At 71.8% G+C, this 12560-nt stretch carries 6 protein-coding genes; 3 read left to right on the plus strand and 3 right to left on the minus strand.

Going from position 1 to position 12560, the window contains the following annotated elements; all coding sequences use genetic code 11:
* The first annotated feature begins 25 nt into the window (after positions 1-25).
* The gene (locus tag INP57_RS23815) at positions 26-4519 is read left to right on the plus strand and encodes a cation-translocating P-type ATPase (RefSeq protein ID WP_200072549.1); all 4494 of its coding nucleotides are present in this window, start codon (positions 26-28) and stop codon (positions 4517-4519) included.
* 558 nt (positions 4520-5077) lie between these two features.
* On the opposite strand, the gene INP57_RS23820 is transcribed toward INP57_RS23815, so the two are convergent.
* Together INP57_RS23820 and INP57_RS23825 are read right to left on the minus strand one after the other, a co-directional pair.
* Positions 5078-6025, minus strand: coding sequence for an EamA family transporter (locus INP57_RS23820; protein ID WP_200072550.1), 948 nt, complete (start codon positions 6023-6025; stop codon positions 5078-5080).
* 60 nt (positions 6026-6085) lie between these two features.
* Positions 6086-7027, minus strand: coding sequence for an MIP/aquaporin family protein (locus tag INP57_RS23825; RefSeq protein WP_200072551.1), 942 nt, complete (start codon positions 7025-7027; stop codon positions 6086-6088).
* A 434-nt stretch (positions 7028-7461) separates the two neighbouring features.
* Here INP57_RS23825 and INP57_RS23830 point away from each other — a divergent pair, with 434 nt between their 5' ends.
* Entirely contained in the window at positions 7462-10284 is a 2823-nt protein-coding gene (locus tag INP57_RS23830) for an aconitate hydratase (RefSeq protein WP_200072552.1), read from the plus strand.
* Positions 10285-10390: 106 nt separating this feature from the next.
* Here the strand turns inward: INP57_RS23830 and INP57_RS29800 are convergent, their stop codons facing one another.
* On the minus strand, positions 10391-11998 hold the full coding sequence (locus INP57_RS29800) for an LCP family glycopolymer transferase (protein ID WP_307850247.1): 1608 nt from the start codon (positions 11996-11998) through the stop codon (positions 10391-10393).
* 266 nt (positions 11999-12264) lie between these two features.
* On the opposite strand from INP57_RS29800, the gene INP57_RS23840 reads away from it, so the two are divergent.
* Complete coding sequence (locus INP57_RS23840) at positions 12265-12552, plus strand: hypothetical protein (RefSeq protein ID WP_233628148.1); 288 nt, start codon at positions 12265-12267, stop codon at positions 12550-12552.
* The last annotated feature ends 8 nt before the right edge of the window (positions 12553-12560 follow it).

Here is a 12560-nt window from a genome sequence, read left to right on the forward strand (position 1 = left end):
TCCCGACATTCCAGGAAGGCAATCGATGCCGTTCGGCAAGCTGCTGTCGCTGGCCGCCGAAACCACCGGGCAGGTGGTCGACGCGGTGCGCACCCTCGGTACCGCTCCGGCGAGCCAGCGAACGTACTCCGGTGCCGACCGCACGCACCTCGAGGTGCGCGGGCTGCACCGGCCAGGAACCGAGCAGGCCAACCGCGAGCTGCGCAACCGTCTGTCCGATTTGGACGGAGTGCGCGGGGTCGAGGTGAACGCCGTGCTCGGCCGCGTGGTCGTGCAGCACGAGCCGGAGATCGATCCCGCCGACCTCGGCGAAGTGGTCTCGCAGGTCGAGGACGAGCACGACCTCACCGAGCTCGGGCGCGCCCCCGGCGGCATGGCGCACCCCGGCGACGCGGGAGCGCTGGTTCGCGACGTGGGCGCACTGGGCATGAGCGTGCTCGGGCTGGGCTATTCGGCGGTCGCCGGCATGCTGCCGCTGCGGCCCGCGTCACCGCTGGTGCCGACCGCGGTCTCGCTGGTCGACTCGGTTCCGTGGTTGCACAACGGGGCCGAGCGCGCGCTCGGCCGGGACGCCACCGAAACCGCGCTCACCGTCGGCGGCGCGCTCACCCAAGGGCTGTCGCAGAATCCGCTGTCGGTGTTCACCGACCTGGCCGGCCGGTTCTGCACCTCGCGGGAGACGATCGCGCGCGGTCAGGCGTGGCGCCGTTGGGAAGAGGCCAATGCCGGTCTCCCGGGCGTGCACGAGGCGGAGGCGCTGGAACTCGAACCGCGCCCGGCCGAACTGCCGAACGGTCCGGTGGAGCACGTCTCGAACCTCTCCGGCACCTTCGCCCTCGGCGGCTACGGCACGGTGCTGGCCGCCACCCGCAACGACCAGCGCGCGCAGGCGACGATGCTCGCCGGAGTGCCGCGACCGGCCAGAACCGGCCGGGAGGCGTTCGCAGCGCAGCTCACCACCGCCATCTCCGAACGCGGCACGGTCGTGCTGGAGCCGCGGGCGCTGCGCCGGATGGACCGGGTGGACACCGTCGTGCTCGACGCGCCCGCGCTGCTGACCGGACGGCACGTGGTCGAAGAGGTACTGCCGCTGGACACCGACGCCGACCAGACGCGGCTGTTCGCCCGCGCCGGTGAACTCGTCGACCCGGAGCAGCCCAAGGCGCGGCACACCCGCGGCGCATGGTCCTGCGCCCCGCTCGGTCGGCCTTCGCTGCCGGACCGGTTGCGGGACGCGGTGCGCGAACACCGCGAGCGCGGAGCGAACTTGTTGATGCTGAGCCACGAATCGGAGCCGGTAGCGGTCGTCGTGGTCATCACCGAACTGGATCCGCTGGCAGAAGCGCTCGTGGAAGCGGGGCGTTGCGCGGGTTCGGTGGTGCTGGCGGGCATCGGCAGCCGCCTCGACCACCGGCTCGCCGTCGACGACGCCGCGCACGGCGGCAACCGGCTCGCAGAGTCGGTGCGCAGGTTGCAGCAGGACGGGCACGTGGTGGCGCTGCTGTCCGCCCGCGGGCACACCGCGCTCGCCGCCGCCGACGTCGGCATCGGTGTCCCCGAATCCGAACGGCCCGCGCCGTGGGGCGCGGACGCGCTGTGCCCGAACCGGGCGGAGGCGCACGCGCTGCTCTCGGCGGTCACCGAGGCGCGCACCGCCAGCAAGCACGCAGCCGCGTTGTCCGTCGGCGGATCCTGCCTGGGCGTGCTGTTCGGCGCGCTCGGCCCGTCGCTGGGCGCCCCGGCGCGCGCGTCCATGCCGGTGCAGGCAGCCACGATTTTCGCGCTGGGCACCGGCACGCTCGCCGGGTTGCAGGCGGGCAACCGGCCACCGCCGGCGCCACGGCAGCGCACCCCGTGGCACGCGCTGCCGGGCAAGGCGGTGCTGGGGATGCTGTCGAGTTCGGTCGACGGGCTCAGCTCCGTCGCGGCCCGCCGGTTGCGCCGCGGCCAGCCGCGCGAGGCGGGCCCGGAAGACACCGGCGTGCTCTCGGCGACGCTGGAAGGGCTGGTGAACCCGATGACGCCGGTGCTGTTCGCCGGCGCGGTGGTCTCCGCCGGGCTCGGATCGGTGATCGACGCGGTGCTGATCGCCGGCGTGCTCGGCGTCAGCGCGCTCGTGGACGGCGTGCAGCGGGTGGCCACCGACCGCGAGCTGGCGCGGCTGCTCGACGCCGGGCAGCTGCCCGCGCGGGTGTACCGCGACGGCGAGACGACCACCGTGCCCGCCGACCAGCTGGTGCCCGGCGACGTGGTCGAGCTGCAATCCGGCGACGGCGTGCCCGCCGACTGCCGGGTGCTGTCCGCGGAGTTCCTGGAGATCGACGAATCCAGCCTCACCGGCGAGTCCAACCTGGTGGTCAAGACACCGGAGGCGACCACGGCGGCCGCGCTCGGCGATCGCACCAGCATGGTCTACCAGGGCACCACCGTGGCCACCGGTACCGCCACCGCGGTCGTGGTCGCGACCGGGACCACCACCGAGATCGGCCGCACGACGCACGAGAACGGCGGCGAGGTCGGCAGCGCAGGCGGCGTGGAGGCACGGCTGGCCGAGCTGACGCAGCAGATCCTGCCGCTGTCGATCGGCGCGGGCGGCGTGCTGCTGGTGGCCGACCTGCTGCGCGGAATCCCGCTCGCGCAGACCATCGGCCGCGCCGTCGGCCTGGCCGTGGCCGCGGTGCCGGAAGGCTTGCCGTTCGTGGCCACGCTCGCCGAACTCGCCGCTGCACGCCGGTTGTCCCAGCGCGGGGTGCTGGTGCGCAGCCCCGCCACGATCGAAGCGCTCGGGCGGGTGGACGCGCTGTGCTTCGACAAGACCGGCACGCTCACCCAGGGCCGGATCAGCCTCGGCCAGGTCTCGGACGGCAGGCACAGCAGCGCTCCGGACGCGCTGGACGGAACCCGGCGCCGCGTAGTCGAGATCGCGGTGCGGGCCAACCCGGCGCCGGATCCGGACCAGCCGCTGCCGCACCCCACCGACCGAGCGGTGCTGGAGGGTGCGGTCAACGCAGGCATCGATCCGAACGGGCGCGACGTGCTCGCGGACCTTCCGTTCGAGCCCGCCCGCAGCTACCACGCCACCCGCACGCGCGGCCGGGACGGCACCGCGCTGCACGTCAAGGGCGCGCCCGAAGTCGTGCTCGAGCGCTGCACGCGCTGGCGCTGCGCGGACGGGGACCGGCCGTTCGACGTGGCCGCACGCGCCGAAGTCGAGGACGAGATCGAACGCCTGGCGCTGCGCGGATACCGGCTGCTCGCGGTCGCCGAGAAGTCCGAACAGGACGAATCCGGGTCCGAATTGGACGATTCCGATGTGGACGATCTGGAACTGGTCGGACTGCTGGGACTCGCCGACCCGGTGCACCCGACCGCGGCCGAGGCGGTCGGCAGGCTGCAACGGGCGGGCGTCGGCGTCATCATGATCACCGGCGATCACCCGAGCACCGCGGAGGCGATCGCCGCCGAGCTCGGGATGCTGGGCGAGCGCTGGGTGCTCGGCGGCGGGCAGCTCGACGAGCTCGACGACGAGCAGCTCGCGGCCGCGCTGCCGCAGGTCTCGGTGTTCGCGCGGGTCAGCCCGGCGCAGAAGGCGCGGATCGTGCGGCTGCTGCGCGCCGACGGGCGCACCGTGGCGATGACCGGGGACGGGGCCAACGACGTGCCCGCGATCAAGCTCGCGCACGTCGGCATCGCGCTGGGCTCGCGGGCCACCCCGGCGGCGCGGGAGTCCGCGGACCTGGTGGTGGCCGACGACCGGATCGAGACGATCACCGACGGCATCGTGGAAGGCCGGGGCATGTGGGCCTCGGTGCACGACGCGCTGTCGATGCTGCTCGGCGGCAACCTCGGCGAGATCGGGTACGCGGTGGGATCGGGTTTCCTCGGCTCCGGTGCCGCGCTCAACGCGCGGCAGCTGCTGGTGGTCAACATGCTCACCGACGTGTTGCCCGCGATCGCCATCGCGGTGCGCCCGCCGCCGCACGCGACGCCGGAGAAGCTGCTCGCCGAGGGACCGGAGGCTTCCCTGGGCAAGGCGTTGACCCGCGACGTGTACGTGCGGGCGGTGGGTACGGCGACCGCGGCCGGCTTGGCGTGGGCGCTGGCCCGCCCGGTCTCCACACCTGGGCAGGCGCAGACGACGGGGCTGGTGGCGCTGGTGTCCGCGCAGCTGGCGCAGACACTGGCGGTGCGCGGCCGCACACCGCTGGTGCTGGCCTCCGGCGCGGTTTCGCTGCTGATCCTGCTCGGGGTCGTGCAGGTGCCGGGGGTGAGCCAGTTCTTCGGCAGCAGGCCGCTGCTGCCGCACCAGTGGCTGATCGCGCTCGGGGCGGCGATGGCGAGCACCGCAGGGGTGGTGGCTTGGCAGCACTGGCCCGGGGACGACGGTGCAGACGGCGCCTCGCAGGCACCGGCGCTGCCCGGTGCGCCGTCGGAGCCCGTGGTGCAACCGGGCTCCCCGGACGAGTCTCCGCGCGTCGTGGAAGGCGTGGTGGAGCCGAGCGAACCGGCGAGGGTGTGAGCGCGCCGACGGCCCGCCCGGACCAGTGATCACCACGCCGGTGGTGGTTCGTGATCACCCCGGATGTGGTGCGCGCACTCGGTGCAAGAGCATCGTGCAGCGCCGCTTGCGAGTGAAGGACCTCTTCGCCCGGCTAGGTTGGTTGAAGGGGTTCTTCACCTCGGTGCAACCGTTGCGCGGGCGGGCGTCATCGGAACGCCAGGGCCGCGGGGCTCTGCGGCCGCACCTTCACCCACGTGAGGGCGTGCTGAGCTGCGGTAACGACAATATTCCCGGTCGTTTTACCCGCTCGTCACCCGGCACCCACCTCGTCCTCACTCCGGAACGGCACCGTCGGGGCGTACGAGCTGGACACGGCAGAAAGCACGCTGACCATGAACTTCCTGGCGAACCTGCTGACCGGGGTGGCCGTGGCCCTCCTGGAAGGTCTCATCGTCCACTTGGCCAAGAACGCCTTCACGCGCGTGGCCCGCTCCCGCGCGGCGGCCTGAGCGCGGCCGCACCGACCGGTCACGGCTGATCAGCACCGAGCCCGCTGCGGGCGCTGAAACCGGCGCGTCAGCGGGCAGATGAACCGCTCTCGGGCACCAGCGGGGTTTCCGCCTCCGCCGGCGCCGCACGTTGCGCCACGTACGCGCCGGCCAGGATCAACGCTCCCCCGGCCAGCTGCCACGGCCCGAGCCGCTCCCCGAGCAGCAGCCACGCGAGCAGCGTGGCGACCACCGGTTCCAGGAACGCCACGGCGCCTGCCACCGGCGGGGACAACCTCCGCACCGCGACGATGCCGGTGAGGTACGCCAGCACGGTGCTCACCAGGACCATCCAGGCCGCCGCCAAGGCGGCGGGCAGCGCGGCACCGGCCAGTTCGACCGACCCGGCCAGCACCGCCCAATCCATCTCCCACGGCCGCGCCAGCACGGTGACCACCGCCGCGCCGATCAGCAGCCCGTAGGAGGCAAGTGCCCGCGGGTCGATCTCGGCCGAGGAGTCCGACAACAGGAAATAAGCCGCCTGGCAGCCTGCGGCCGCGAGCGCGAGCAGCAGTCCGAGCGCGTCGAACCGCATCCCCGCGCCGATCTCGACCACGCACGCCAGCCCAGCCAGCGCGAGCCCGATACCGCCCGCGGCCCGCCGGGTCACCGGGCGCCGCCGCACGAACCGGATCCAGCCGAGCACCAGCACCGGCCCGAGGAACTCGACCAGCAGCGCCACCGCGACCGGGATCGAGGCGATGGCCGCGAAGTAGCTCGTCTGCACCCCGGCGATGGCGAACAGGCCGTACCCGAGCAGCAGCCACGGTGCGCGCCGCAGCGCGGACACGTGCCGGAACGCGAACGGCAGCATCAGCAGCGCTCCGCCCGCGAGCCGGATCCAGGCCACTTGCAGCGGGGTGAAACCCGCGGTGATCAGCGGTTTCGCGAACGGTCCCGAACCGCCGAAGCAGAACGCGGACGCGACCGCGGCGAGCAGCCCGGCGGAACCGGCGTGCTGGGTGAAGCTGCGCATCCGAGCATCCAAACACGCGGTCCCGGGACCGTTTCGGGGTTTTCCGCGTTCGCTGCCGCCTCAGTCGCCTGCCCGGCCGGGTTCGGGCGCGGTCTCGCGGGCGTCGAGCACGCGGCCGATGCAGAAGTCGTAGATCAGCGCCCCGGCGACGCCGCCGATCAGCGGCCCGGCGATCGGAATCCAGAAGTACCAGGAGAACGACTCGTAGCTGCCGGGCAGCGCGAGATCACCCCAGCCGGTCAGGAACGTCCACAACCGCGGGCCGAAATCGCGGGCGGGGTTGATCGCGTAGCCGGCGTTCACGCCGAACGACATTCCGATGACGGTGACGACCATGCCGATCAGGAATGGCCCCATGTTCCCCAGCGGCGCGGAGTTGCGCTTGTCGATGAGCGCGAAGATCAGTCCCACCAGAATCGCCGTGCCGATGATCTGGTCCAGCAGCGGCCCCCACCACGAGGAACCGAAGTACTCGGCGGGGAAAGTCGCGAAAATGGCGAACGTGTCCAGTGACTGCTCGCGCGGCAGGCCCTCCTTGGCGTTGAACGCGTCGATGGCCCAGCTGTAGGAGGCGTAGACGAGCGCGGCGGCGAGGAAAGCTCCGACCAGCTGCGCGACCCAGTACGGAACCACCTTGCGCCAGGGGAAGCCGCGCCGTGCGGCGAAGGCCAGGGTGACGGCCGGGTTGATGTGCGCGCCGCTGACGCCCCCGGCGACGTAGACGCCGAAGACCACGCCGAAACCCCAGCCCCACGCGACGATCAGCCAGTTCGCGGCGCCGAAGGCGTCCGCTTGCCTGCCGGAGCCGGGCAGCCCGGCAACGGCCACCGCCACCGCGCCGCACCCCAGCAGGATCAGCACGAAAGTCCCGAGGAACTCGGCGAGCAATTCGCCGCTGAGCCCGGAACCGTATCCGCGGCGCCGGTTTTCCGAACCGCCGCGCGCCGATCGGCCGCTTTCCGAACCGCTTTCGGATACCGAGTCGTCCGCCCGCTCAGCCATTCCGTCCCCCTAGCCCGGGCGCGGAGTTCGTCGGCATCCGCAGGTCGGGCAGATCTTTTCGGCCGCTGGTCCCGCCGGGATTGTAGGTCGCTGCGGATTCCTCCGCCGGGTTCCGCGAACGGGCGCCGCGGGAATTCGCCGTGATCGAGCTTCGGAAGCAGTTGTGCGATCAGGACCGCGTCCTCCCGCGGTGGTCCCGGCGCGCGGGCTCCGGTGCACCCGCCCGCTGCTCCCGGTGCCGCAGGTCACACCTGCGAAAACGGCGGGTATTTGCGCACCCGGCACATCGCCGCGATCTTCCGCGACCCGGTCTTGAAGCCATTTACAGGACAAGCGTACTGTTACTGGCACGCGACCCGAGGGGCTGCGCGCACGCTCGGCCGACGTGCGCGAGACTCCCGGTCGTTCCCGAACTGACTTGCGCCCGTCGCGACATGGAGTTGAACGTGACTGCACCTGCGAGCAAGGACAGCTTCGGCGCCCGCGGCACGCTGAACGTCGGTGACGCCTCTTACGAGGTGTTCCGGCTCAGCGCGGTCGCCGGTGCGCAACGGCTGCCCTACAGCCTCAAGATCCTGCTGGAGAACCTGCTGCGCACCGAGGACGGTGCGAACATCACCGCCGAGCACGTGCGCGCGCTCGCGGACTGGGATCCCGAGGCCGAGCCTTCGACCGAGATCCAGTTCACCCCCGCGCGGGTGATCATGCAGGACTTCACCGGCGTGCCCTGCGTGGTCGACCTCGCCACCATGCGCGAAGCGGTCTCCGAGCTGGGCGGCGACACCTCGAAGGTGAACCCGCTGGCGCCCGCGGAGCTGGTCATCGACCACTCGGTGATCATCGACGTGTTCGGCAAGCCGGACGCCTTCGAGCGCAACGTCGAGTTCGAGTACGGCCGCAACAAGGAGCGCTACCAGTTCCTGCGCTGGGGCCAGGGCGCCTTCGACGAGTTCAAGGTCGTCCCGCCCGGCACCGGCATCGTGCACCAGGTGAACATCGAGCACTTGGCCCGCTCGATCATGAGCCGCAACGGCCAGGCCTACCCGGACACCTGCGTGGGCACCGACTCGCACACCACGATGGTCAACGGCCTGGGCGTGCTGGGCTGGGGCGTCGGCGGCATCGAGGCCGAGGCCGCGATGCTGGGCCAGCCGGTGTCGATGCTCATCCCGAAGGTGGTGGGCTTCAAGCTCACCGGCGAGATCCCGCCGGGTGCGACCGCCACCGACGTGGTGCTCACGATCACGCAGATGCTGCGCGAACACGGCGTGGTGGGCAAGTTCGTCGAGTTCTACGGCTCCGGCGTGGCCTCGGTGCCGCTGGCCAACCGCGCCACCATCGGCAACATGAGCCCGGAGTTCGGCTCCACCGCGGCGATCTTCCCGATCGACGAGGAGACGATCCGCTACCTCAAGCTCACCGGCCGCCCCGCCGAGCAGGTCGACCTGGTCGAGTCCTACGCCAAGGAGCAGGGACTCTGGCACGACCCGGACCACGAGCCGCAGTACTCCGAGCTGCTGGAGCTGGACCTCTCGTCGGTCGTGCCCTCGATCGCCGGCCCGAAGCGCCCGCAGGACCGCATCGAGGTCTCCGACGCCAAGCCGTCGTTCCGCAAGTCGCTGACCGACTACGTGCAGGTCCAGAACGCCGATGACGCCGCGCTGGACGAGGCCGGCGAGGAGTCCTTCCCGGCCAGCGACCCCGTCTCGGTGACCCACCGCGGCGAAGGCGACAAGCCGAAGCTGGCCTCGGCCGCCGACGGCGCCTCCGGCCGCTCCACCAACCCGATCAAGGTGTCCTCGGACGAGCTGGGCGAATTCGAGCTCGACCACGGTGCCGTGGTGATCGCCTCGATCACCTCCTGCACGAACACCTCGAACCCGTCGGTGATGCTGGGTGCCGCGCTGCTGGCGCGCAACGCCGTGGACAAGGGCCTGACCCGCAAGCCGTGGGTGAAGACCTCGATGGCCCCGGGCTCGCAGGTCGTCACCGACTACTACGAGAAGGCCGGGCTCTGGCCGTACTTGGAGAAGCTGGGCTACCACCTGGTCGGCTACGGCTGCACCACCTGCATCGGCAACTCCGGGCCGCTGCCGGAGGAGATCTCCGCGGCGATCCAGCAGAACGACCTCGCGGTCACCTCGGTGCTGTCCGGCAACCGCAACTTCGAGGGCCGGATCAACCCCGACGTCAAGATGAACTACCTGGCCTCGCCGCCGCTGGTGATCGCCTACGCGCTGGCGGGCTCGATGGACTTCGACTTCGAGACCGACCCGCTGGGCCACGACACCGCGGGCAAGCCGGTGTTCCTGCGCGACATCTGGCCCTCGCCCAAGGAGATCCAGGAGGTCATGGACTCCGCGATCACCCAGGAGATGTTCACCAAGGACTACTCCGACGTGTTCGCCGGGGACGAGCGCTGGCGCTCGCTGCCCACGCCCGAGGGCGAGACCTTCGAGTGGGACACCGAATCCACCTACGTGCGCAAGCCCCCGTACTTCGAGGGCATGGGCATGGAGCCGGAGCCGGTCTCGGACATCTCCGGTGCGCGCGTGCTGGCGCTGCTGGGCGACTCGGTCACCACCGACCACATCTCCCCGGCCGGTGCGATCAAGCCGGACTCGCCCGCGGGCAAGTACCTCAGCGAGCACGGCATCGACCGCAAGGACTTCAACTCCTACGGCTCGCGCCGCGGCAACCACGAGGTGATGATCCGCGGGACCTTCGCCAACATCCGGCTGCGCAACCTGCTGCTGGACGACGTGCAGGGCGGCTACACCCGCGACTTCACGCAGGACGGCGGGCCGCAGGCGTTCATCTACGACGCCGCGCAGAACTACGCCGCGGAGGGCACGCCGCTGGTCGTGCTGGGCGGCAAGGAGTACGGCTCCGGTTCCTCCCGCGACTGGGCCGCCAAGGGCACCCGGCTGCTGGGCGTGCAGGCGGTCATCGCCGAGTCCTTCGAGCGGATCCACCGCTCGAACCTGATCGGCATGGGCGTCATCCCGCTGCAGTTCCCGGCCGGTTCCACGGCGAAGTCGCTGGGCCTGGACGGCACCGAGACCTTCGACCTCTCCGGCATCACCAAGCTCAACGAGGGCGAGACTCCTGCCGCGGTGCACGTCGTGGCCACCAAGGCCGACGGGTCCACCGTGGAGTTCGAGGCGCCGGTGCGCATCGACACCCCCGGTGAGGCGGACTACTACCGCAACGGCGGCATCCTGCAGTACGTGCTGCGGAACATGATCCGCTCCTGAAGGCACCTGCCGATCCGGCAGGTAACGTACGACGGCCCCGGTGCGCCACAAGCGCGCCGGGGCCGTCTTGCGCCGTGCCGCGGTCCGGCTTCGTGCGTCGGGGCGGTCAGTTCACGCAGGTGAGGCCGCCCGCGTTGAGGGCATCGGGCGGGACCGGCTGTGCTGGGCCGGTCGGATCGGGGCTGGTCGGATCGGGGCTCGTCGGCTCGGTCCCGGCGCTCGTCGCTTCGGTCTGCGGCTGCGGCGCGGAGGTTTCGCCGGTGGACTGCTGCGAGTCGCTCGTCTCCGGTTCGGCTGAGTACTCCGACGTCGTCCGGGGCGTCGTCCGGCCGGTCGCCGTGCTCACCGGGTGCTCGCTGGTCGCGGGGGCGCGTCCGGTGGTTTCGCCGGTTCCGGTCTCGGCCGATCCGGTTTCGGCGGTGCCCGGTGCGCCAGTGCTGGGCGATCCGGTTCCGGTTTCGGCGGTGCCCTGCTCGCCGGTTTGCGTCTCGCGACCGCCGGTCTCACCGGTCGTGGGCGCACTGCCCTCGCCGGTTTCGGGAGTACTCGCGCCTTCGCCGGTGGTCTCGGCGGCGCCGGTGGGGGCCTCTCCCGTTTCCTGCGCCGTCTCTCCCGTTTCCTGGCCGGACTCCCCTGTTTCCTGCGCGGGCGCCGGCCTGCCGTGCGCCGCGTGGTGCACGGCGCGGCTCACCTCCAGCGGATCCACCCGCACCGCCTCCCCGTCCGGGGTGTCGTAGGCGGCGTCCTGGATCGGGATCGTGGAGAACGCCACGTCCCCGGCCGCGAGCCCTTGCATCCGCTGCGCGAACGCGAGCAGGTCCCAGTCCCGGTCCAGCACGATCGAACGCCGCGCCGAGTCGATCAGCCCGCCGAGCTTGGCGGGCTGGGCCAGCAACCCACCGGAGGTCGCGGTGCGCACGAACCCGGCGAGGAACGCCTGCTGGCGCACCATCCGGTCCAGGTCGCCACGAGGCAGTCCGTGCCGCTGCCGCACGAACGACAGCGCCTGCGCACCCGAGATCAGCTGGTGCCCGGCGCGGAAGTCGGCACCGGAGTACGGGTCGTGCACGGCCTCGCGCAGGCACACCGGCACGCCGCCGATCGCCTCGGTGAGCTGGGCGAAGCCGAGCAGGTTCACTTCGGCGTAGTGGTCGACCTGCACGCCGGTCAACTGCTGCACGGTGTCGGTGAGGGTCCTGCGGCCTGCGTCGGCGGCCCGCCGCTCCCGCTCAGCGGGATCGGCGACACCGGTGAGCGCCTCCGCGGCCTGGCTCTTGCCGCGCCCGTACGCCGAATTGATCTTGTGCTCGCCGTGGCCGGGGATGCTGGTGTAGGTGTCGCGCGGCAGCGACATGGCGGTGGCACCCGCGCCGTTCGACGGGATGTGCACCAGCATCAGCGTGTCGGTGAGGTTCGCCGGGTTGTCGCCCGCGCGCAGCCGCCGCAGCACGTCGTCCGGCAGCGGCCTGCCCTGCGAGTCGGTGCGGCTGTCCAGCCCGACCAGCAGGATGTCGGTGGCCCCGTCGGCGGCCGCGCCGTCGGTGGCGGAACTGGTGCTCAGCGCCCAGCGCAGTTCGCCGTAGTTCGCCCATCCGTACCCGGTGACCGCCAGCACCAGCACCGACAGCAACGCGAAACCAACCCGACCGGCGATCACGGCACGTGATCGGCGCGGCAGCTGCGGTGCGTCGTAATCGCGCGGATCCTCCGCCACGATTCACCCCCTAGACCCCGGTGACCGCTGGTGAGACTAGCCGCGACTGCTCCGTTCAGCCGTGTGCCGCCGGCGTCCGCGATGCCGGTCATCGGGTCGAATTCGGGACGATCGGCGGCGTGCGGTCACGCTCGGCGGTGGAAGTCGCCGATCGGCCCGACCACCCGCGGGCGAGTGGCGGCGGTCGTTACCCTGCTCGGTAGCGGAATCACGGATTTCACGTCACTCGCGGTCACCGGCCGCGTCGCAGCCCCCGGAGGTGAACCATGTCCGACGATTCGGAGGATGCTCACTCCGGCGGAGAGCTGCCCGCGCGGGAGGGGCGGCCGATCGCGGTCCGCTACCAGCCCGGAGTGGTCGGTGAATCGCGCAGGCAAGCTCACCTGGCGCTGACCGAGCCCGGCACCGACGACGCCGCATATTGGACGACCGCGTGCGGCCAGGTGATCCCGGCCGACGTCGCCGAGGTCGCCGACCGGCCTTGGGGGATGCCGTGCCTGCGCTGCCTGGTGGGAATGCCCGAAGCGCCGTGCCCGGCGGGTACGGGCGAGTGACCGCCTCG

Origin of the sequence: Saccharopolyspora galaxeae, from assembly GCF_016526145.1 — a bacterium.
Classification (GTDB): domain Bacteria; phylum Actinomycetota; class Actinomycetes; order Mycobacteriales; family Pseudonocardiaceae; genus Saccharopolyspora_C; species Saccharopolyspora_C galaxeae.